Below are 21,358 nucleotides of genomic sequence, written 5' to 3'. Positions count from 1 at the left end.
GGGCAGTGCCGGTGCTGGGGGCGGTCCGGCCGGCGCCGGGGCACCGACGGGCGCGGCATCCGGGGGTCCGGCCGGCGTCGCGGGTTCTGGTTCCGGGGCCGGTGGCGAGTCGGCCAGCCTGGCCGACTCGATGAACCTCGGCCAGGTGATGCAACCGTTGTCGCAGGTGGGGGCGATTCCCGCGCAGATGGCCGGCCAGCTCACCGCGGGTCTGGTGCAGGCCGGTCAGCTGGCCGCCGGAGCCGCTCAACAGGCGGTGCAGGCGGGTATCGAGCTGGCGCAACAGGCCGAGGCCGAAGCGGCCGCCGACCGGGCCGAAGAGAAGGCGGCCGAAGAAGATGCCGCCGCCGAGAAGGCGGCCGAAGACCCGTCCGCGGGCGCGGCGCCCGGGGGCGCAGCCGGTGGCGAGGCGCCGGGCCCGGCCGCGCCGGTCGCCCCGCCGCATGACGGGCCCACCCCGGACGCCTCGAGTCCCCGGAGCCTGTGATGACGAAGTTGGTGGTGGATTTCCCACAGCTGCAGGGCGCGATCGATCACATGGCCGAGTTCGGCCGTGAGGTCACCGAGGTGCTCGAAGAGATCGACCAGGCGATGGCCGCGCTGCGCGCCAACTGGGAGGGGCAGGCGTCGGACACCCAGGCGCAGACCCAGCAGCAGTGGGAGGACGGCGCCGAGAAGATGAAGACCTCGTTGGAGGCGCTGCGCAAGATCGCCCAGAACGCGTACAAGAACTACACCGACGCCGTCGACAAGAACAGACAGATGTGGGCGGGCTGATTCGGTGCGGATCGAGGTAGAACCGCAGGCGCTCATCGATGCGGGCAAGAACGTCGGCTCGCTGGGTGACCAACTCGAGGCGCTTTCGGACGCCCTCGGCCAGGCGCTGGCCGGTGGGATTGCCTCCGGCGGCGATCCGGCGGGCCTGAATTTCGGGATCGGGTACAGCCGCCAAGCCGACGAGTTCGGCAAGTATCTGGCCCAGGCTGCCGATGCGTTCAAGAATGTCGGCCTCATGTTGGAGGCGACGGGGATCAACTACCAGCATGCCGATCAGGCATCGGTCGCCGGTGGCGCGGGTCCGACGGGAAGTGTCAGCGGCCAACCCGCGAAGACCGCGGTCGCGGATGCGCCCTACGGCCCGAACGGAAGTCTGGTCACCCCGCCGATGAAGTACCACCTGATCACGCCGTTCATCCGGCTGATCCCCGGCTTCGGGATGGCCGCGGGGGTGGCCATGACGTGGCCGAGTGGCAACTCCGGAATGATGAATGTGACTGCCGCGCAATGGCGCAACATCGCGCGCGGACTGAAGGTTTTCGAGCCCGCACTCAACACGGCCAAGACGATCGTCGGTGCGCAGAACATCCCTGAGGGCGGCGACATCACGACCGCGCTGTCGGATCTCGGCAGTGGTGCCACGACGCTGGCCGGAGTAGCCGACGGGATCGCCACGTCGGTGAGCGATTTCGCCGGTGGGGTGCAGGAGACGCAGGACGCGATCCGTGATCTGCTGGACCGGATCTCGCTGGACGGGTTGTGGGACACCGTCACCGGCCTGCTGTCCGGCGACGGCGACAAGGTGCTGCGCGAGATCGCCGACGACGTCAGCACCGTGTTGGAGAACTTCCAGAATCAGGTCCAGGGCGTGCTGGGCCTGCTCGACGAGTTGGGGACGCTGCTCGGCGAGGCGTCCGACGCGCTGAACAAGTGGATTCGCCCGATCCTGGTGGACACCTTCGGCGAGGGCGCGGGCAATTCGGTCGCCAATCTTCTCGACCTCTACACCGACATTCAGGTCGGCGGCGCGGTCGCGGTGATCGGCCTGGTCTCGGGCACCGTGGCGCTCGCCGATCCCGATACCTGGAAAGGCCTGGCGGACACCGCGATCATGATCGCCAAGGATCCGACCAAGATCGACGATGTCCTCAAACAGGCCGGTAGCGACTTCATCGCGCTCGACGAGTGGCAGGGCGAGAATCCCGGCCGGGGCTTCGGCGAGGCCGTGGGCAACATCGCCACCCTGTTCATCCCCGGTGGCGCGTTCGCCAAGGGTGGTGCGGTGGCCAAGGGTCTGGCTGCCACCCGAAACCTGTTGGAGAAGGGCGAGATCGGGCGGCTGGGCCGGCTACCGGGGCTGGGTGACCGCGGCACTCCGGACCTGCCGGGCCTGCCGGATGGTCCCGGCGCACCTCATGTTCCGGAGTTCTCGCCGTCACCCGGTGTTCCGCCGTCGGTGCTGAATCCGCCCGGTTCGGGCTCTCCCGGGTCTTCGGGCTCTTCGGGCTCTGCGGGGTCTTCGGGGTCGCCCAACGGCAGCCCACCGGTGCGCCCGCAGGGCGGCGATCCGGGTTCGCCGTCGTCGCCGGGCGGCGGGTCCGGCAATCAGAACACGCCCTCGCCCAACGGGTCTGGTGGTAATCCGAACGGTGCCGGCCCGGGTAGCCCGTCCTCGGGTGGTCCGGCACCCACCGGTGGTTCGCCGAGTCCCGGGGGCGGTGACGGTCCGTCGTCGAACGGCCCGGTGCCGACCGGTGGTTCGCCCGGCACGGGTGGCGGCGACGGGCCGACTGGTGGCACGCAATCGTCGCCGTCGGTCAGCTCCCCGGCTGACTCGCCGGGTTCGGCCGGCCCGAGCAAGTCGGCTAGTGACGACGGGCCCGGTCCGGTGACCGGTGGCGGCGGGTCGAACGAGGGCGGCGGCGACGGGCCGGGCGGTGGTTCGTCGGGTGGTGGTGACGGGTCGGGGGATTCGTCGTCCGGTGGATCGGAAGGCGGTGCAGATGACGGAATGTCGCATGAGCCCGACGGCTCGGACACGCCGAACGATCACGGCGTGCACCACGACGGTAATGATCCTGGCGTAGACGTTGAGGATAAGGACCCGCCTCAGCCGATTCCGGCGGCCGAGCGATTCCCAGACGCTGCTCCCTACGGGGACCTCACACAAGAACAGTTCGAGCAGCAGTTCGTCGATGACGCCGGCGAGCTGAGGTATCCGGATGAGAACGATCCCAGCAAGCCCTACGCGATCCCAGGCACTATCCGGGAGCTGACGCCGGACGACATCAGGAAGCTCGACGGGACTGTCCTTGATCGCATCGGTCATCCTGGCGGTAAATGGCTGGCGCCGGAGGGTGCCGATTACGGCGAAAGGGCGTTGCCGCCCAGTAGTCTGGAAAAAGACTACTATCGGTACCGAGTAAATGCCGATAACCCCTTGCCGCCGGGTTGGACGATCGAAGAGTCCAGGGTTGCGCCCTGGTTTGGACATCCTGGTGGCGGGCTGCAGTACAAAATCGTCGCGCCCAGTGGAGAGCGGCCGAACATTTTGGAACTGCTTGAACCTCCTGGATTCCTGGAACCGATCTAGCCGGAATGGTGGATTTTGAGATGGTCGTTAGTGCACGGGTGATCGATCAGTTTCCCTCCGGGTATCGACGGATTGTGAGCGCCTGGTACCAGTGGCAGGGCTACTACTTATGGTCACGAGGGCGCCGACCAGGTGATGACAACCGTGCGCCTGCCAAGTGGGAAACCGCTGAGCAGGTTTTCTGGGGCGCGAAGCCGCCACAGCTACGCGATGATGGCGTATTCGTATTCAGCAGTGCAGCAGGAGATCTGAAGTATCTGGTGGTCACCGAACCGGAGGCATTTTTCATTGATGTCGAGGAACGCGGCTCAGCTCAGCGGTATTGGATGTTCCGACGGTTTGATGACCTCGAGAAGTATTTGTTGTTCCTCATCAGTCAGGATGCGCTTACAGATGCCTTCGATGGATCGCTGCGAGCCCGCTGGCGCAGGCAGGGTGTGGACCCCAGGGTCAGGCTTGCACAGCCTGACCCTGAGAATTTCCCAGGGCGAATGTCGATCACCGTGGTGGGTGAAAGTGCTCCACGATGCTGGATGGGTCGAGGAGACGCAATCACGTTTTCACACGGGATCGTCATTTCGTATGAAGAACTGGACCGTCTGGCGCGAGAGGGAGTGCCGGATGAAGGTTTCGAAGTAGCTGACGTTCACTAGCTCAGGATCTGGATGACGCCGCTGCCGATGACCGGTGCCGTGGCCGAATACCGAGGTATTCGATACAGAATTCTGTTCGCCAACTCGGACTGGCTCGCGCTGCGGGTGAACAGCGATGCCGTGGTACCGGACGCGATTGCGCGTGGCGAACGTCGACTCGATCCGGCGGGCGTCGAGCAGTGGGCCAAAGTGCCGGTCGATGCCATCGACGCGGTTATCGATGTGCGCGTCAGCGGTCTTGTTGGCGGACTGAGGATTTCCTTGCAAGAACAGATGTCGGATGGCCGCGTACGGGTGGGGTTCGTGGGTTCACCAGTCGCCGCGAAAGCGCTCGGGCTGGAAGGCGATCAGCACATGGGCTGGGTGGGGCTGTTCGAACCCGACGAAATCTCGCACATCGAGGTGACGGAGACGCGCCGTGGGTAGGGGTCCTGTGCGGGATGCTGTTGTGGGGGCAACCGGGGATCTGGTAGCTGAACCCCTACGTTCCGCCCTGCGGGCGGTCGACGCGGCGGAACGCCTGAGCGAAGCGTTCGTCAGGTGTGACTCCACGGGTAACTTGACCGAAGTGGCACGTGGGTTCGCCTGGAAGGTAGAACATGACGACCAAGTTTGTGTATGAGATCGAAACGACGATCGGTCGGACGCTGTCTGATCGGAGACTTAAGTTCATCGATGCTTTCGATGGGACTGACAGCGGCGGACGTGATCTGAAAGTTGCATACTTCGGAAATTCGGAGTGCAAGATTCAGATCTACTATTGGGCACGTGAGGTCGAGACGAACTGCATGATCGGTCTCCTTGACGCGCCTAATGAGTTCGGCTTACTGAGCAACTCGACGAAGTGGCAATTCTTGACCAGGTTCGGTGAAGCGCGCGACCTCCCTCTGGCTGAGATAGCCGAACATGCACGGTTGGAACTCTCGAGCTTTGCAAACCCTCTCGAGTGGGTCGGAGACTGCACCGCCCGTTTCTACGACGTCGCCCTTGCGGGAATGAAGGAGAGGTACCGCAGCTAGACGGGTTGGTGCCGTTCCGGCCGGGCTCTACACCTGCGAATCCGGGAACGCGATTACCGACAGGAACCGGATCGGCAGCTCGACCAGGTCCACCGGCCCGTGCGCACCCTCACCGTCGATCTGCAGGGAATCCCCGGGGTGCAGGGTGTACACCGATCGGCTGTGGCTGTAGTCCATCACTCCCTCGAGCATGTAGATGAACTCGGTGCCGGGATGCTGGAACAGCGGGTAGGTCTGGCTCTTCTCGGTCAGCGTGACGTGCAGGCATTCCAGGCGCTTGTGCTCACCGCGCAGCGAGCTCAGCAGCTGGTACTCGTGGCCCTGCTTGGTGCCGTTGCGCACGATCTCCGCCCCGGTGCCTGCCTTGACGAACGCCGCCGGGCGCTCCACGTCGGCGCCGCGGAACAGGCTGGTCACCGGCACGTCCAGACCGCGTGCCAACAGCGCCAGCGTGGACAGGCTGCACGAGGTCTGCGCGTTCTCGATCTTGGACATCATAGCCTTGGAGATACCGACCCGGGCCGCCATATCGGCGACGGTCAGCCCGTGCTGTTGGCGCAGCTGCCGGACGTTGCGACCGATGGCGGCCTCGAACTCCAACTCCTCGACCGGCTCGTGCGGGTCCCGCTCGCGAGCCGTGCCGGACTGGTTGCGAAGCAGCGGAACGTCACTCAAGGCTGGCCCCCTGTTCCTCTAGCGCATCTCCCCGGCTCCGACGTACGGATACGGGCTCTTGAGCAGTGTGCCATCGGCGAACCGGGACAGCGCAAAGTCGGTCTCTGGAATGCGCGGGTCAACACTGCGCCCGTCGGTCACCAGGTCGGCCACCAGCCGTCCGACGGCAGGCGCGATCTTGAACCCGTGCCCGCTGAAGCCGGCCGCGACGATCAGCCCGTCCAGCCCACCCGCCGAGATCACCGGGTTCCAGTCCGGGGTGACGTCGTAGCAGCCGGCGTAGCTGCCGGTGATCGACGCATCGGTCAGGCCCGGGAAGCGCGTGCCGACCTTGTCCACGGTCAGATCGACAAAGCCGGCCGTCGCCCGGTTGAGGTAGTCGTCGGGATCGGCATCCTCGCAGTGCGCCAGATCGCTGTTGCCGAACAGGATCTCGCCGCCGAGCTCGGGCCGGACGTATTGCAGCGACACCAGATCGGAGAAGACCGGCACCGGGCCGAGATCCATGCCGGGGTCGATCAGGACGATCTGCTCCCGTACCACCCGGATCGGCACGTCCACGCCGTGGCGGGCCAGGAACGGTCGAGTCCAGGCGCCGGTGGCCACCACGACGGTGCCTGCGGACACCTCCGTGCCGTCGGCGAGTCGGATCCCGGTGACCCGGTCACCGTCGACCAGCAGGTCGGTGACGTTGGCCCCCTGCCTGATTCGCACCCCGGCGGCTCGCGCCGATATGGCGAACGCCTGCGCGGTCTGATAGGCATCACCGTATCCGCCGCGGGCCTCCCAGCCGAAGGCGGCGAACGGACTGAGATCGGCCGTCGGCCACAGCGCGGCGACCTCATCGGCGTCGATCTCCTCGGTCTGCACCCCGACCGCCCGCTGTGCGGCCAGGCTTTTGCGCAGCGCCCCGACATTGGGCTCGCCGACCCCGACGACATACCCGGTCTGCCGGAAGCCGATGTCACCTGCGTGCGGGCCGAGAAACTGCTCAGGCTTCTCGAACACGTCGAGGCTGGTGGTCGCCATCGCCGCCAGCGAGCTGACACCGTAGTGGCAGCGCACGATGCCGCTGGACTTGCCGGTCATCCCGGAACCGACGGTGCTGCGTTCGGCCACCAGCACATCGGTGACGCCACGCTGACTCAGCGACCATGCGGCCGCGGTGCCCTCCAGTCCGCCGCCGATGATGACGACATCCGCGGTCTGGTTCACAACCCCGCCCCGGGAATCCAGTTGGTTCCGGCCAACGGGATCCGGGCCATCGCGGCGGCCTCGATGGTGATGGCCACCAGGTCCTCGGGTTCCAGATGGGTGACATGGGCCTTGCCGCAGGCGCGGGCAATGGTCTGGGCCTCCATGGTCAGCACCCGCAGGTAGTTCGCGAGCCGCCGGCCGCCCTCGACCGGGTCGAACCGCGCTGCGAGTTCGGGGTCCTGGGTGGTGATGCCGGCGGGGTCGCGGCCGTCCTGGAAGTCGTCGTAGAACCCGGCGGCACTGCCCAGCTTGCGGTACTCATTCTCGTAGCGGGGGTGGTTGTCGCCGAGCGCGATCAGCGCGGCGGTGCCGATCGCCACGGCGTCGGCACCCAGCGCCAGGGCCTTGGCGACGTCGGCGCCGGAGCGGATGCCGCCGCTGACGATGAGCTGTACGCCTGATCGGTGAACGTCCAACTCCTGCAGCGCCTGCACGGCCTGGGGGATGGCGGCCAGGGTCGGGACCCCGACGTGTTCGATGAAGACGTCCTGGGTGGCAGCGGTGCCGCCCTGCATTCCGTCGACCACGACGACGTCGGCGCCGGCGTGCACGGCCAGTTTCACGTCGTAGTAGGTGCGAGTGGCGCCGACCTTGACGTAGATCGGCTTTTCCCAGTCGGTGATCTCACGCAGTTCATTGATCTTGATGGTCAGATCATCGGGGCCGGTCCAGTCGGGATGCCGGCAGGCGCTGCGCTGGTCGATCCCTTCGGGCAAGGTGCGCATACCGGCCACCCGCTCGGAGATTTTCTGCCCCAGCAGCATTCCACCGCCGCCCGGTTTGGCGCCCTGGCCCAGCACGACCTCGATGGCGTCGGCCTTGCGCAGGTCGTCGGGGTTCATCCCGTAGCGCGACGGCAGGTACTGGTAGACCAGGTTCTTGCTCTGGCCGCGCTCCTCCGGGGTCATCCCGCCATCACCGGTGGTTGTCGAGGTGCCGGCCTCGCTGGCCCCGCGGCCCAGCGCCTCCTTGGCCGGCCCGGACAGTGCGCCGAAGCTCATGCCCGCGATGGTCACCGGGATGTCGAGGTGCAGAGGGTGTTTGGCGTGTCGGCCGCCGAGCACCACATCGGTGCCGCAGCGCTCGCGGTACCCCTCCAGCGGATACCGGGACATCGAGGCGCCCAGGAACAGTAGATCGTCGAAGTGCGGCAGTCGGCGTTTGGCGCCCCAGCCACGGATGTCGTAGATGCCGGTCTCGGCGGCGCGCTGGATATCGGCGATCGTGTTGCGGTCGAAGGTGGCGGATTCACGCATCAGTAGGCACTCGCATTGTCGATGTGGAAGTGGTAGAGGTTGCGGGCCGAGCCGTACCGGCTGTACTCGGATGTATCGTCGGAATACCCTGCGGCATCCAGTAATTCGGCAAGTTCGGTGTGGTGTTCGGGGCGCATGTCCTTCTTGACGCAGTCCGCGCCGAGGGAGGCCACCGCACCCCGGACGTAGATGCGCGCCTCATAGATCGAGTCGCCGAGTGCTTCCCCGGCATCACCGCGCACCACCAGGCGCCCGGCCTGGGCCATGAACGCACTCATATGGCCGATGTTTCCGCCGACGACGATGTCCACACCCTTCATCGAGATACCGCAGCGCGCTGCGGCATCGCCCTCGATGACGAGCAGGCCGCCGTGCGCGGTGGCGCCGGCGGATTGGGACGCATTGCCGGTCACCCGCACGGTGCCGCTCATCATGTTCTCGGCGACGCCGGTGCCGGCGTTGCCGTCGATGACGATGTCGGCCTGCTGGTTCATCCCGGCGGCGTAGTAGCCGACATGTCCGTTGACGGTCACCCGCACGGGCGCGTTCAGGCCGACGGCGACGTTGTGGGCTCCGTCGGGGCGGTCGATGACGTACTCACCGGTGATATCCGGTTTGTGCAGTGCCGAGTTCACCTCGCGCAGCGGTGTGCTGCGCAGGTCGTAGTTGATCAGCGTGTCCATGCGTACACCACCTCCGGTTCGGGTTCCCAGATCCTGGCCGTCTCGACGCCGGGCAGTCCGGACAGCGCGCGGTACTCGCTGGCCATCGCCACCCAGTCGGAGGTCTCGGCGATGACGGCGGGCTTGCAGGCGATCGCGTCGCGCACCACCGCGAACGAATCGTGATTGGACACCAGCAGCGTGTAGAAACCGTCGAAGGTCGCGCACAGTTCTTTCAGTGCGGTCTCGACATCGCGTCCTGCCGCCAGTTGCGCCGCGACGAAGCGGGCCCCCACCTCGGTGTCGTTCTCGCTGTCGAACACCACACCCGCCCGGCGCAGGTCGCGCCGGATGGTGGCGTGGTTGGCAAACGATCCGTTGTGCACCAGGCACTGTTGCGGACCGACGGTGTAGGGGTGACAACCCGACGGTGTCACCGCCGATTCGGTCGCCATCCGGGTGTGCCCCACACCCTGCCAGCCCTGGGCTGCCGACAGGCCCCAGGCCTCGGTCAGCGCCCGCGGGTGTCCGACACCCTTGAGCACGGCGAGATCGGCACCGAAACCGGCGATCAAGGCCTGGGGGTAGGCCAGTCGGACCCGCTCCAGCAGATCCTCCGACGACGTACCGGCCGAGAGCAGGTAGCTCGAATCGACCTGCACCACATCAACATCGGGACCCAGGTCGGGCGTCACGTCCAGATCGGTCACCGATACGCACCCCCGCCCCGGTGGCGACCACACCGGGTCCCCGTACACCGCGACCCCGGCCGAGTCCGCGCCACGGTCGGCCATCTCGCCCAACATCTCCGAAAGCAGTTGGCCCAACTGGGGGTAGAGCTCCGGAGTGCGCAGGTGCAAACCCACGATCCCGCACATGGTGGTCCCTTTCAGAAGGCGGTCAGGTATGAGTCGATCTCCCACGGCGTGACGGTGCCGTGGTAGGTGAAGAACTCGGTGCGTTTGATGTTCGCGAAGTAGGTCGCCACGCCGTCACCGGCGGCGTCGAGCACGCCGGCCACGACGGGATCCGCGTCCAGTTCGTCGATGGCGTGCAGCAGCGTCGGCGGCAGGTTCGCCGGGCCCTGCGCTCCGACCGTGCCGGGGTCGAGGCTGCGCTTGATGCCGTCGAGACCGGCGCCCAGTGCCGCCGCGATCGCCAGATACGGGTTGGCCGAGCCGTCCCCGCCGCGCAGTTCGATGCGCTGGTTGTCCGGAACCCGGATGTAGTGGGTGCGGTCGTTGCCGCCATAGCTTGGCTTGCGCGGTGCCCAGGAGGCACCCGAGGCGGTGCTGGTGGCACCGGTCCGCTTGTACGAGTTCACCGTCGGGGCGATGACCGACTGCAGCGCGCATGCATGGTCGAGGATGCCTGCGATGAATCCGTAGGCGGTCTCGGACAGGCCCAAACCCTTGGCGTCGGTATCGCACGGGAACACCGGGGTACCACCACTGGTGAGCGACAGGTGAAAGTGCAGCCCCGACCCGGTGCGGTCGCCGAACGGCTTCGGCATGAAGGTGGCGATCATGTCGCGTTCGGCGGCGATCATCGACAGCAGATAGCGCAATGTGACGACGCGGTCGGCGGTGACCAGCGCCTCGGCGAAGGCGAAGTTCTGCTCGAATTGACCGTTGCCGTCCTCGTGATCGTTGGCGTAGTTGGACCACCCCAGGCTGTTCATTGCCGTGGAGATATCGGTCAGGTGGTCATACATCCGGGTGACGCCGCGCGCGTCGTAACAGGGCTGCGCGGCGGTGTCATCGGCGTCGGCCGTGACCAGGCCGCCGTCGGGGGTGCGGCGCAGCAGGAAGTACTCGACCTCCGCGCCGACCCACGGCTCGAAACCGGCATCGGCGGCCTGGGCCACCAGGTTCTTGAGGATGACCCGCGGGGCGAACGGCCACGGTATGCCGTCGACGTGCGGATCGCAGTGCACCAGCGCCAGTCCCTCCTTGATGAAGGGGATGGGCGTGAACGACGACGGGTCCGGGATGGCGATCAGGTCGGGGTCCTTGGGTTCCTGTCCCATGGCCCCGACCGCGTAGCCGGCGAAACCGACTCCGTCGGTGGCGAGTTGGTCCACTGCCTCGACGGGAACCAGTTTGGCGCAGGGCTTTCCGCGCAGGTCGACGAACAACGCGAGGATGAATCGGGTGCCGGTCTGCTCGGCGAGGGTGGCGAGATCGGTGGTCATGTCATCAGAACTTTCGTCATCTCGATGCGTCTCGTCTCTTGTTAGGAATTAAAGTATCACGGTAGGAAACTTCTGCAAGCCGAGGAAACCCCGGTCACCGGCGGCTGCAGCCGCCGGCCCGGGGAATCATCGTGTCAGTCAGGCATATTCGAGCTCGTAGGCCGAGTCGCGGTGGAACTTCGCGTCGATGCCCTTCTCCTCCTCGTCCGGTGAGATGCGGATACCGATCGTCTTCTTGATGGCGAACGCGATCGCGAAGGCGATGGCGAACGAGTAGGCCATCACGGCGCCGGCGGCGACGGCCTGCTTCCACAGCAACTCGATACCGCCGCCGTAGAACAGCCCGTTGACGCCGTTGGGCATGCCCTCGCTGGCGAACAGTCCGATGAGCAGGGTGCCGACGACACCACCGACCAGGTGCACGCCCACCACGTCGAGCGAATCGTCATAGCCGAACTTGTCCTTCAGCCCCACGGCGTACACGCAGACGGCGCCGGCGATGCCGCCGACGAAGATGGCGCCGATCGGCGTGACGGCACCGCAGGCGGGGGTGATCGCGACCAACCCGGTGATGGCGCCGGACGCGGCCCCGACGCCGGTCACGTGACCGGTCTTGATCTTCTCGAAGGCCAGCCACGCCAGCACGGCCGCGCAGGTCGCCACGAAGGTGGTCACCATCACGATGGCCGCCGAGTTACCCGCGGCCAGCGCCGAGCCGCCGTTAAAGGCGTACCAACCGGCCCACAGCATGCCCGCGCCCAGCAGCGTCAGTGGCACGTTGTGCGGCTTGCGCAGCTGACCGAACATCGCCGACTTGCCGAGGACGATGGCCAGCGCCAGCGCGGCAGCCCCGGCGTTGATGTGCACCGCCGTGCCGCCGGCGAAGTCGACGGCTCCCAGCGTGTTGGCGATCCAGCCACCCACCGAGTTCTCGGTGACGACACCGTCGAACGCGAAGACCCAGTGTGCCACCGGGAAGTACACCAGCACGGCCCACACCGCGGCGAAGATCATCCAGGCGCCGAACTTCATCCGGTCGGCGACCGCCCCCGAGATCAGCGCGACGGTGATGGCGGCGAAGAGGGCCTGGAACAATGCGAACAGGCTGATCGGCAGACCATCGAGCGTCGTCATCGGTTCCAGCAGGTCGGTCATCCCGGCGAATTCGGTGATGTTGCCGACGAACCCGCCGATTGAGGTGCCGAACACCATCGAAAACCCGAAGAGCACCCAGAGCAGGCCGACGACGGCCACCGCTCCGAACGTCATCATCATCATGTTCGTCGAGCTCTTCACCGACACCATGCCGCCGTAGAAAAGGGCGAGGCCGGGAATCATCAGCGTCAGACCGATGACGCAACAAAGTATGAACGCCGTAGTACCTGTATCCATCGACAACTCCTGGGATGTGTGGGCCCCCACGGGCCGACCACTGGCAGTAACCTCCCCGGCTGTTACGCGTACGGCATCCCGGTGTTTCGGGTGGGTAACGGTTGACGCGCTGTGGAGTCGCCGTAACAAGAGCTTCACCAGCCGATACCTGGAGGCAATCCGTATACCGCACGGTATACAGCCATGGATACAGCGACGGTGACCGCCGAGCACCAGGTCAAACTCGGCGACGAATACGAAAACGAACCGGTGCCACGGGCCAGGCGCCGCTCCCTGTTCTCGGTGTCGGCGGTGTGGGTCGGGTTCCCGATGATCATGACCTCGGCCGTGTTCTCCGGAATCATCGTCTACAACCTGGGCTTCACCACCGGCCTGCTTGCCATCCTGCTCGGCGACCTCGTGCTGATGGGATACGTCGGGACACTGAGCTATCTGGCCGGGCGCTCGGGCAAGAACTTCGCCCTGACGGCGGCGGACACGTTCGGGTCAAAGGGATTCCGGGTGGTGTCGGCCTTCCTCTCCATCCTCGTCATCGGCTGGTTCGCGTTCCAGACCGGGATGGTCGGCTCGACGCTGAACCTCTCGATGGGCTGGAGCCCCACCTGGATCACCCTGTTGGCCGGCGTCCTCTTCGTGGGCCTGACCTTCGTCGGCATCCGAGCGATCTCGTGGATCGGTGTGGTCGCCAGTGCGCTGTTCATCCCGCTCGGCATCGTCGCGGTGATCCTGTCGGCGGCCGATCGCGGCCTCGCGGCGGCGTTCTCCTTCGACGGCGGCGCGGGCACCGCGGCATTCGGTTTCGGTGTGGCAGTGACGATGACGATCGCCTGCTTCATCGATTCGGGCACGATGACCGCCGACTTCACCCGCTGGGCGCGTAACGGCAAGGAGGGCGCTTTGGCGGCCTTCAGCGCGTTCCCGGTCGCGTACCTGATCGCCCAACTGGTCGGCGCGTTCGTCGTCGCCCTGGGAGCATCGGCGGACGGCGCCGTTGCCGGCGGCGACTTCCTGCACGTCCTCGTCGGCGCGGGCGGGGTGCTGGTGCCGTTGGCGATCCTGTTCGTCTTCGTCAACCTCGGCAGTGTCTGCGCTCACTGCCTCTACAACGGGGCCGTCGGATTCGGCAATCTCACCGGCAGGACGATGCGTCAGCTCACCATCGTGCTCGGGATCGTCGGCGTCATCGCCGCCGTCGCCGGCATCTGGTCCTACTTCGCGACGTGGCTGACCTTGCTCGGCGTGCTGGTGCCACCGATCGGCGTGGTGCTGATACTGGATCAACTGGTGTTCGCCTCGCGGCGGGGCGTCGCACGTAACGACCTGTACTGGAAGCCTTTTGCGGCGTGGGCCTGCGGTGCGGCCGTGGCCTTGGCCGCCCACCTCTTCGCGCCGCAGCTCTCCGATGCCGTCGTGGCGATGGTGGTCGGCGCGCTCGCCTTCACGGCGCTGACGTATCTGCCCGGGAAGGTGACGGCATGAGCATCACCGTGGAGGCCGAGCCCTACAGCTGGCCGTACGACGGCGACATCCCGGTGGGTCGCACCGCACTGATCAACATCGACTGGCAGGTCGACTTCTGCGGACCCGGCGGCTATGTCGATGCGATGGGCTATGACCTGTCGCTGGTGCGTACCCCGCTCGGCCCGGCGCAGGAGGTGCTCGCGGCGGCGCGCGCAGCGGGGCTCTTCGTCATCCATACCCGTGAGGGCCACCGGCCTGACCTGTCCGATCTCCCGGCCAACAAGCGCTGGCGTTCGGCGCAGATCGGCGCGGAGATCGGGTCACCGGGGCCCTGCGGTCGGATACTGACCGTCGGTGAACCCGGCTGGCAGCTCGTGCCCGAGATGGCCCCGCTGGCCGGCGAACCCGTCATCGACAAGCCCGGCAAGGGGGCGTTCTATGCCACCGACCTGGAACTGATCCTGCGTAGCAACGACATCACCCACATCATCTTCACGGGTATCACCACCGATGTCTGCGTGCACACCACGATGCGTGAGGCCAACGACCGTGGCTACGAGTGCCTGATCGTCTCCGACGGGACCGGCGCCACCGACTACGGCAACCATGAGGCGGCACTCAAGATGATCACCATGCAGGGCGGGGTCTTCGGAGCGCATGCCACCAGCTCGGCCGTCATCGGCGCACTGTCCGCCCTCCGGGCCGCCGTCGCGTGATAATCGGATGGTGATGCAGCGGTCGGTCGACGAGCCGGTCTCGTTACGGGACCGGGTGTACGTGGACCTCGGCAAGCGGTTGATGGTCGGGGAGATCGATCACCGGACCCGCCTCGTGGAGTCCCAGTTGTGCGAGACGCTCAACGTCAGTCGGACCCCGCTGCGCGAGGCATTGGTCCGGCTGCACGCGGACGGCATGCTCGAGCGTCGCCCGGACGGGTATTACCCGGTGGCGCTCGACATCGCCGGGGTCAGGGATCTGTACGAGCTGCGCATCACCATCGAACTGCAGGGCATCACTCGCATCCTGGACACCGACGAGCTGCGCTACGACAAGGACAGATTGGCACGACTGGCCGCACAGTGGCGGGAGCTCGAGGCACACCCGCCGCCGGCAGAGGCCGACATGGTGTTGCTCGACGAGTCCTTCCACCTCGAGCTGTCGGCCGCCTCCGGCAACGCGGCCATGGTGGCCACGCTCGACAACATCAACAGGAGAATCCGGCTCATCCGGATGTACGACTTCGTCACAGCCGAGCGGGTCACCGCCACCATCACCGAACATCTGGGCATCGTGGACCTGCTGCTCGATGATCAGCTCGACGCCGGCCGGAAGGCGTTGCACGAACACGTCGGCGCGAGTTTCGAGGTGGTGGAGCGGCGGGCCATCCGGGCACTGAGCGCCAGAGCGCTGGGCCAGAGCGTCACCTCGTTCGAGGACCTCTGGCGATAACACCGGAGGTGGAGGGGTAAAACCGGGTGCGCCGACCCCTTATCCTTGTCAGGACATCCCCGGCTTGTTGAGAGGTACACAGTGGCGCTCGTCGTGCAGAAATACGGCGGATCATCGGTTGCGGACGCCGACCGGATCCGGCGCGTCGCCGAGCGCATCGTCGAGACCAAGAAGGCCGGCAACGATGTCGTGGTGGTCTGTTCGGCGATGGGGGACACCACCGACGACCTGCTGGATCTGGCCCGCCAGGTCTCCCCGGCCCCACCGGCGCGCGAGATGGACATGCTGCTCACCGCCGGTGAGCGGATTTCCAACGCCCTCGTCGCCATGGCCATCGAGTCGATGGGCGCCCAGGCCCGGTCCTTCACCGGTTCGCAGGCCGGCATCGTCACCACCGGCACGCACGGCAACGCCAAGATCATCGACGTCACCCCGGGCCGGCTGCGCGATGCGCTGGACGACGGCGTCATCGTGCTGGTCGCCGGCTTCCAGGGCGTCAGCCAGGACAGCAAGGACGTCACCACCATGGGCCGCGGCGGCTCGGATACCACCGCCGTCGCGCTGGCCGCCGCGCTGAACGCCGACGTCTGCGAGATCTACACCGACGTCGACGGCATCTTCACCGCCGACCCGCGCATCGTGCCCAACGCCCGCCACCTGGACCACGTCTCCTTCGAGGAAATGCTGGAGATGGCCGCCTGCGGGGCCAAGGTGCTGATGCTGCGCTGCGTGGAATACGCCCGCCGCTACAACGTTCCGATACACGTCCGCTCGTCGTACTCGGATAAGCCCGGAACCATCGTCAACGGATCGATCGAGGACATCCCCATGGAAGACGCCATCCTGACCGGAGTCGCCCACGACCGCAGCGAGGCCAAGGTCACCGTCGTCGGCCTGCCCGATGTGCCCGGATACGCCGCCAAGGTGTTCCGCGCGGTCGCCGACGCCGACGTCAACATCGACATGGTGCTGCAGAACATCAGCAAGATCGAGGACGGCAAGACCGACATCACCTTCACCTGCTCCCGGGAGAACGGCCCGTCGGCGGTACAGAAGCTCACCTCGCTGCAGAGCGAGATCGGCTTCACCCAGGTGCTCTACGACGACCACATCGGCAAGGTGTCCCTGGTCGGTGCCGGGATGCGCACCCATCCGGGCGTCACCGCCACGTTTTGCGAGACCCTGGCTGAGGCCGGTATCAACATCGAGCTGATCTCGACCTCCGAGATCCGCATCTCGGTGCTGGTCCGCGACACCGACCTGGACAAGGCTGTGGCCGTGCTGCACGAGGCCTTCGGACTGGGCGGCGACGAAGAAGCGATCGTGTACGCAGGATCGGGGATCTAGTAATCATGGTGAACATCGGTGTGGTCGGCGCGACCGGCCAGGTCGGCCAGGTGATGCGCAAACTGCTGGAGGAGCGCAACTTCCCGGCGAGCTCGGTGCGGTTCTTCGCATCGCCGCGTTCGGAGGGCAAGAAGCTGACCTTCCGCGGCCAGGAGATCGAGGTCGAGAACGCCGAGACCGCTGACCCGTCCGGTCTGGACATCGCGTTGTTCTCGGCGGGCGCGACCATGTCGCGCGTGCAGGCCCCGCGGTTCGCCGCCGCCGGTGCGGTGGTGGTGGACAACTCCTCGGCCTGGCGCAAGGACCCCGAGGTTCCGCTGGTGGTCAGCGAGGTCAACTTCGACAGGGATGTTCGCCAAGCCGGGCCCCTGCCCAAAGGCATCATCGCCAACCCGAACTGCACCACGATGGCCGCGATGCCGGTGCTCAAGCCGCTGCACGACGAGGCCGGCCTGACGCGGCTGATCGTCTCCAGCTACCAGGCGGTCTCGGGTACCGGACTGGCGGGCGTCGAGGAATTGGCCACCCAGGCTCGCGCCGTGATCGACGGCGTCGAGGGCCTGGTGCACGACGGCGGTGCCGTAGACTTTCCCGCGCCCGTGAAATACGTTGCGCCCATTGCCTTCAACGTGGTGCCATTTGCCGGGTCGCTGGTCGACGACGGATCCGGGGAAACCGACGAGGATCAGAAGCTGCGCAACGAGAGCCGCAAGATCCTCGGCATCCCCGAGCTCGCCGTCAGCGGCACCTGTGTGCGCGTGCCGGTGTTCACCGGGCACTCGCTGTCGATCAACGCCGAGTTCGCCGAGGCGCTCTCGGTGGAGCGGGCCCGCGAACTGTTGGCCTCCGCGCCGGGCGTCGCGCTGGTTGACGTGCCGACGCCGTTGGCCGCCGCCGGAGTGGATGACTCGCTGGTGGGTCGCATCCGCCAGGACCACGGGGTTCCCGACGGTCGCGGCCTCGCGCTGTTCGTCTCGGGCGACAACCTGCGCAAGGGCGCGGCGTTGAACACCATTCAGATCGCCGAGTTGCTGGCCGCCCAGTTGTGATCCGTGGCACGGCGGCAGCCTTCGCCGCCGCCGTGGTGCTTGCGTCACCCGCGCACGCCGACCTGGTGCTGGCGCCCGGTCAGGTGGTGATGCTCGGCCCGGTCGCCGGAACCGGCACCGCCACCGGGGATTACGGTATCGGTGCCACCGATCTGTGCGAGTTCATGGAGTTCCCGAGCCGCCTGTTGCAGGTCTGCGGTGACAGCTTCGCCGGCCAGGGTGTCGGTTTCGGCGGATGGTATTCGCCGGTGGCCCTGCACGTGGACCCGGACTCGATCACGACCGGTCTGCGTGTCACCGGCGTGTCCGGTGTCGACACGCCGCTGTTGGCCGACCCGACCCCGCCGGGCTCCTCGCAGCTACCCGCGGGCGTGGTGTCGATCAACCGGGAGAACTACCTACTGGTGACGACGACCACGGCGTTACGCCCGTCATCGTCGCGGCTGGTGAAAGCCGACGCCGCGGAGGGGAATTGGCCGACGATTGCGGAGTCGCAACGGCCCGCCGACCATGCCGGTGCGGGGCAGTCCCAGATCAGCGGCTACTACGATCCCGTGCCAACCGCGGAATCCGAACGCGGTTGGGTGTACATCGTCGCCGACAGCTTCGACAGGACTGCACCCGTCACGCTGTACCGCGTTGCGCCGCAAGACTTCCCCGACCGTGCCGCCTGGCAAGGGTGGTCGGCGGCCCTCGGCTGGGGGCACGACCCGACCCCGCTGTGGCCCGACCGGGTTGGCGAGCTCAGCATCCGGCAGATCGACGGCAAGACGGTCCTGTCGTACTTCAACGCCGACACCGGCAACATGGAGGTGCGGGTGGCCAACGACCCGACCCAACTGGGTTCGGCGCCGGTGACCACGGTGGTCGTCGCCGCGCCATGGCCCGAGCGCCCCGAGCAGCTGCCCGCACCCGACGACAACCGGTTGGCCCAGCCCTACGGTGGGTACATCTCGCCCGCGTCCACCCTCGACGAGTTGCGGGTGTTCGTCAGTCAATGGAACACCACGCCCCGCGGCGGCACGCCGTACCGCGTCATCCAGTACGCGGTCAATCCGCGCCGACCGGCGGCACGTTTCAGCGGCGGGTAGACATGGCAATACTGGACTGAGGCGTGTCCGCGCCCGGGAGGAGACAGATGTCATCGCAGGCAGCCGAGCCAGCAGATTCTGCCGCTGAGGGGCAGGTGAACGAGCCTGCCGAGATCACCTACGACGAGCATTTGCACCCGGCGCGCCCCCGTACCCTGCGGTCGCGGCCCCGGGTGCGCACCCCGTTCGTGCGGCGTTCGCTCGCGCAGGACGGCTCGCCGACCGGTGACAATCCGGCCTACGTATCGTGGCTGCTGTCACAGTCCATGCTGGCCGACGCCAACGAGATCAGCCAGCAGTTCTCCGGCCAGGGCTCGATGTGGCAGAACCCGTTCGCGCGCCCGAACCCGCGCTCGGCGGTGGACACCGCCTCGGTGTGGTTCACCGCCTACCCGCTGTCGCTGATCACCCGCCCCGACGAATCGTTCCTCAAGGCGATGGCCGACGAGGAGATGTGGAAGGCGTTCGCGGAGATCGGTATTCAGGCGGTGCACACCGGGCCGGTGAAACGGGCCGGTGGCATCTCCGGATGGCAGCAGACACCGAGCGTGGACGGGCACTTCGACCGCATCAGCACCCAGATAGACCCGGCCTTCGGCACCGAGGACGAGTTCCGCCAGATGTGCGGCACCGCCAACTGGTACGGCGGCACCATCATCGACGACATCGTGCCCGGCCACACCGGCAAGGGTGCGGACTTCCGGCTCGCCGAGATGAAGTACGCGGACTATCCGGGCATCTACCACATGGTCGAGATCGACCCGCAGGACTGGGAACATCTGCCGACCGTCCCCGCCGGAGCCGATTCGGTGAACGTCGACTCGGCCACCGAGGACTGGCTGGACAAGGCCGGCTACATCATCGGCAAGCTGCAGCGGGTCATCTTCTATGCCGAGGGCATCAAGGAGACCAACTGGAGCGTCACCCGCCCGATCGTCGGGGTGGACGGCGTCGAGCGCCGGTGGGTGTACCTGCACTACTTCAAGGACGGCCAACCGTCGATCAACTGGCTGGACCCCAGCTTCGCGGGGATGCGGTTGGTGATCGGCGACGCCCTGCATTCGCTCAGCGATCTCGGCTCGGGCGGACTGCGCTTGGATGCCAACGGCTTCCTGGGGGCGGAGAAGTCGGCCGAGGACGATGTCGGCTGGTCCGAGGGGCACCCGCTGTCGCAGGCGGCCAACCAGTTCATCGGCAGCATGGTGCGCAAGCTCGGAGGCTTCACCTTCCAGGAGCTCAACCTCACCATCGACGACATCCGGGACAACAGCCTTGCCGGATCCGATCTGTCCTACGACTTCATCAACCGGCCCGCCTACCAGCACGCGCTGGCCACCGCCGACACCGAGTTCCTGCGGCTGACCCTGCGCACCACGCTGGCCACCGACGTCGACCCGGCTTCGCTGGTGCACGCACTGCAGAACCACGACGAGCTGACCTACGAGCTGGTGCACTGGTCGGCCGGGCATCGCGACGACCACTACACCTACAAGGGTCACGACGTCACCGGCGAGCAACTCGGCCAGACCATCCGCGACGATCTCACCCAGGCGCTGACCGGGCCCGATGCCCCCTACAACCTGGTGTTCACCACCAACGGCATCGCCTGCACCACCGCGACCGTGATCGCGGCGACGCTGGGGGTGAAGGATCTGGCCGACATCACCGATATCGACCGGATCCGGCGCGCCCATCTGCTGCTGGCGATGTTCAACGCCCTACAGCCGGGGGTGTTCGCGCTGTCGGGCTGGGACCTGTGCGGCATGCTGACCCTGCCGGCCGAACAGGTCGGCGAACTGCTGCGCGGTGGCGACACCCGTTGGATCCACCGCGCCGCGCACGACCTGATGGGCGTCAACCCGCAGGCCACCCACTCCAGCGAGGGCATGCCGCGCGGCACCAGTCTGTACGGTCCGATCCCGGAACAACTGGTTGAGGAGACCAGCTTCCTGCGGCAGCTGCAGGCCATCCTGCGGGTGCGCACGCACTTCGGGATCGCCACCAGCCGTCAGATCGACATCCCGGAGGTGTCCCACCGCGGCATGCTGGTCATGGTCCATCAGCTCGACGATCCGCTGCAGCTGCAACTGACGGTGCTCAACTTCGCCAACGAGGAGATCGCAGGCACCGTCCGGTCGGAGTTCCTGCCGCCGCAGGCGGTGGTGACCGACATGTTCAGCGGCAAGGCGCTGGCGCATGTGGACGACCTGCACAGCTTCCCCGTCGAGATGCCGCCGCACCACGGCATGAGCCTGCTGGTGGAGGCGCCACCCCCACCGGACGACGAGGTGGCGCTTCACAGCTGATTCATAAGCTCTAACCAGCGGGCGCATTGGCTCGCGTCGGCATCATGAGAGCATGACAGACAGCGAGCCCAACGCCGAAAACCCCACCACGCCAACAACGGTCGTCACCACACCGCCGCCATCGACGCGATGACCGCCGACCGCGACGTGCTGCGCCGCCACTTCCACGAGCACGGC

19 protein-coding genes and 1 pseudogene are annotated in these 21,358 nt (G+C 66.7%); 13 read left to right on the top strand and 7 right to left on the bottom strand.

Going from position 1 to position 21,358, the window contains the following annotated elements:
* From BST17_RS29440 to BST17_RS27880, 6 genes and pseudogenes are all read left to right on the top strand, one after another.
* Positions 1 to 487 (top strand): annotated as a pseudogene (locus tag BST17_RS29440) (hypothetical protein); the annotation flags it as partial.
* A complete protein-coding gene (locus BST17_RS27895) occupies positions 487 to 777 on the top strand; it encodes a WXG100 family type VII secretion target (protein WP_083062255.1) in 291 nt (96 codons plus the stop codon). The pseudogene BST17_RS29440 and the gene BST17_RS27895, both read left to right, overlap by 1 nt.
* A gap of 4 nt (positions 778 to 781) precedes the next feature.
* Entirely contained in the window at positions 782 to 3,370 is a 2,589-nt protein-coding gene (locus BST17_RS27890) for a TNT domain-containing protein (protein ID WP_083062254.1), read from the top strand.
* 5 nt (positions 3,371 to 3,375) lie between these two features.
* Complete coding sequence (locus BST17_RS29115; protein ID WP_133053609.1) at positions 3,376 to 4,023, top strand: hypothetical protein; 648 nt, start codon at positions 3,376 to 3,378, stop codon at positions 4,021 to 4,023.
* Between the two features lie 12 nt (positions 4,024 to 4,035).
* Positions 4,036 to 4,449, top strand: coding sequence for a hypothetical protein (locus BST17_RS27885; RefSeq protein WP_083062253.1), 414 nt, complete (start codon positions 4,036 to 4,038; stop codon positions 4,447 to 4,449).
* Between the two features lie 173 nt (positions 4,450 to 4,622).
* Positions 4,623 to 5,042, top strand: a complete 420-nt coding sequence (locus BST17_RS27880; protein WP_083062252.1) for a hypothetical protein — start codon at positions 4,623 to 4,625, stop codon at positions 5,040 to 5,042.
* Between the two features lie 27 nt (positions 5,043 to 5,069).
* On the opposite strand, the gene BST17_RS27875 is transcribed toward BST17_RS27880, so the two are convergent.
* The 7 genes from BST17_RS27875 to BST17_RS27845 form a co-directional block, all read right to left on the bottom strand.
* Complete coding sequence (locus BST17_RS27875) at positions 5,070 to 5,717, bottom strand: type II toxin-antitoxin system RelB family anti-toxin (RefSeq protein ID WP_083062251.1); 648 nt, start codon at positions 5,715 to 5,717, stop codon at positions 5,070 to 5,072.
* Positions 5,718 to 5,735: 18 nt separating this feature from the next.
* Positions 5,736 to 6,932, bottom strand: coding sequence for an NAD(P)/FAD-dependent oxidoreductase (locus BST17_RS27870; RefSeq protein ID WP_083062250.1), 1,197 nt, complete (start codon positions 6,930 to 6,932; stop codon positions 5,736 to 5,738).
* Positions 6,929 to 8,230 carry an FMN-binding glutamate synthase family protein gene (locus BST17_RS27865; protein ID WP_083062249.1) on the bottom strand — a complete coding sequence of 434 codons (1,302 nt, stop codon included), beginning with the start codon at positions 8,228 to 8,230 and terminating at the stop codon, positions 6,929 to 6,931. The genes BST17_RS27870 and BST17_RS27865 overlap by 4 nt, the downstream gene beginning before the upstream one ends.
* The gene (locus tag BST17_RS27860) at positions 8,230 to 8,913 is read right to left on the bottom strand and encodes a protein glxC (protein ID WP_083062248.1); all 684 of its coding nucleotides are present in this window, start codon (positions 8,911 to 8,913) and stop codon (positions 8,230 to 8,232) included. The genes BST17_RS27865 and BST17_RS27860 overlap by 1 nt, the downstream gene beginning before the upstream one ends.
* Positions 8,901 to 9,770, bottom strand: coding sequence for a class II glutamine amidotransferase domain-containing protein (locus BST17_RS27855; RefSeq protein WP_083062247.1), 870 nt, complete (start codon positions 9,768 to 9,770; stop codon positions 8,901 to 8,903). The genes BST17_RS27860 and BST17_RS27855 overlap by 13 nt, the downstream gene beginning before the upstream one ends.
* 11 nt (positions 9,771 to 9,781) lie before the next feature.
* The gene (gene glnT / locus BST17_RS27850) at positions 9,782 to 11,086 is read right to left on the bottom strand and encodes a type III glutamate--ammonia ligase (RefSeq protein ID WP_083062246.1); all 1,305 of its coding nucleotides are present in this window, start codon (positions 11,084 to 11,086) and stop codon (positions 9,782 to 9,784) included.
* Positions 11,087 to 11,224: 138 nt separating this feature from the next.
* Complete coding sequence (locus BST17_RS27845) at positions 11,225 to 12,478, bottom strand: ammonium transporter (protein WP_083062245.1); 1,254 nt, start codon at positions 12,476 to 12,478, stop codon at positions 11,225 to 11,227.
* Between the two features lie 183 nt (positions 12,479 to 12,661).
* On the opposite strand from BST17_RS27845, the gene BST17_RS27840 reads away from it, so the two are divergent.
* The 7 genes from BST17_RS27840 to treS all read left to right on the top strand — a co-directional run bounded on the left by BST17_RS27840 (position 12,662) and on the right by treS (position 21,181).
* Positions 12,662 to 13,957 (top strand): cytosine permease, encoded by a 1,296-nt coding sequence (locus BST17_RS27840; protein ID WP_083062244.1) that lies wholly within the window; start codon positions 12,662 to 12,664, stop codon positions 13,955 to 13,957.
* On the top strand, positions 13,954 to 14,655 hold the full coding sequence (biuH, locus tag BST17_RS27835; RefSeq protein WP_083062243.1) for a biuret amidohydrolase: 702 nt from the start codon (positions 13,954 to 13,956) through the stop codon (positions 14,653 to 14,655). Before BST17_RS27840 ends, biuH begins: the two co-directional genes overlap by 4 nt.
* A gap of 13 nt (positions 14,656 to 14,668) precedes the next feature.
* Positions 14,669 to 15,388 carry a GntR family transcriptional regulator gene (locus BST17_RS27830; RefSeq protein ID WP_109750341.1) on the top strand — a complete coding sequence of 240 codons (720 nt, stop codon included), beginning with the start codon at positions 14,669 to 14,671 and terminating at the stop codon, positions 15,386 to 15,388.
* 81 nt (positions 15,389 to 15,469) lie between these two features.
* The gene (locus BST17_RS27825; protein WP_030132763.1) at positions 15,470 to 16,735 is read left to right on the top strand and encodes an aspartate kinase; all 1,266 of its coding nucleotides are present in this window, start codon (positions 15,470 to 15,472) and stop codon (positions 16,733 to 16,735) included.
* 5 nt (positions 16,736 to 16,740) lie between these two features.
* Entirely contained in the window at positions 16,741 to 17,784 is a 1,044-nt protein-coding gene (locus BST17_RS27820; RefSeq protein WP_083062241.1) for an aspartate-semialdehyde dehydrogenase, read from the top strand.
* Between the two features lie 89 nt (positions 17,785 to 17,873).
* Positions 17,874 to 18,875 (top strand): DUF4185 domain-containing protein, encoded by a 1,002-nt coding sequence (locus BST17_RS27815; RefSeq protein WP_083062257.1) that lies wholly within the window; start codon positions 17,874 to 17,876, stop codon positions 18,873 to 18,875.
* Positions 18,876 to 18,922: 47 nt separating this feature from the next.
* Positions 18,923 to 21,181 carry a maltose alpha-D-glucosyltransferase gene (gene treS / locus BST17_RS27810; RefSeq protein ID WP_083062240.1) on the top strand — a complete coding sequence of 753 codons (2,259 nt, stop codon included), beginning with the start codon at positions 18,923 to 18,925 and terminating at the stop codon, positions 21,179 to 21,181.
* Positions 21,182 to 21,358: the final 177 nt, after the last annotated feature.

Source organism: Mycolicibacterium bacteremicum, assembly GCF_002086115.1.
In the GTDB taxonomy this organism is placed as follows: domain Bacteria; phylum Actinomycetota; class Actinomycetes; order Mycobacteriales; family Mycobacteriaceae; genus Mycobacterium; species Mycobacterium bacteremicum.
Note: the sequence above shows the minus strand (reverse complement) of the source record. Positions and strands in the feature narration are given on the sequence as shown.

Bases quoted from the DNA above. Each gene is read 5' to 3' on its own strand.
- BST17_RS27895 (WP_083062255.1), top strand. From the start codon at position 487: ATGACGAAGTTGGTGGTGGATTTCCCACAGCTGCAGGGCGCGATCGAT.
- BST17_RS29115 (WP_133053609.1), top strand. From the start codon at position 3,376: ATGGTGGATTTTGAGATGGTCGTTAGTGCACGGGTGATCGATCAGTTT.
- BST17_RS27885 (WP_083062253.1), top strand. From the start codon at position 4,036: ATGACGCCGCTGCCGATGACCGGTGCCGTGGCCGAATACCGAGGTATT.
- BST17_RS27880 (WP_083062252.1), top strand. From the start codon at position 4,623: ATGACGACCAAGTTTGTGTATGAGATCGAAACGACGATCGGTCGGACG.
- BST17_RS27865 (WP_083062249.1), bottom strand. From the start codon at position 8,230: ATGCGTGAATCCGCCACCTTCGACCGCAACACGATCGCCGATATCCAG.
- BST17_RS27860 (WP_083062248.1), bottom strand. From the start codon at position 8,913: ATGGACACGCTGATCAACTACGACCTGCGCAGCACACCGCTGCGCGAG.
- BST17_RS27855 (WP_083062247.1), bottom strand. From the start codon at position 9,770: ATGTGCGGGATCGTGGGTTTGCACCTGCGCACTCCGGAGCTCTACCCC.
- glnT (WP_083062246.1), bottom strand. From the start codon at position 11,086: ATGACCACCGATCTCGCCACCCTCGCCGAGCAGACCGGCACCCGATTC.
- BST17_RS27845 (WP_083062245.1), bottom strand. From the start codon at position 12,478: ATGGATACAGGTACTACGGCGTTCATACTTTGTTGCGTCATCGGTCTG.
- BST17_RS27840 (WP_083062244.1), top strand. From the start codon at position 12,662: ATGGATACAGCGACGGTGACCGCCGAGCACCAGGTCAAACTCGGCGAC.
- biuH (WP_083062243.1), top strand. From the start codon at position 13,954: ATGAGCATCACCGTGGAGGCCGAGCCCTACAGCTGGCCGTACGACGGC.
- BST17_RS27830 (WP_109750341.1), top strand. From the start codon at position 14,669: ATGCAGCGGTCGGTCGACGAGCCGGTCTCGTTACGGGACCGGGTGTAC.
- BST17_RS27820 (WP_083062241.1), top strand. From the start codon at position 16,741: ATGGTGAACATCGGTGTGGTCGGCGCGACCGGCCAGGTCGGCCAGGTG.
- BST17_RS27815 (WP_083062257.1), top strand. From the start codon at position 17,874: ATGCTCGGCCCGGTCGCCGGAACCGGCACCGCCACCGGGGATTACGGT.
- treS (WP_083062240.1), top strand. From the start codon at position 18,923: ATGTCATCGCAGGCAGCCGAGCCAGCAGATTCTGCCGCTGAGGGGCAG.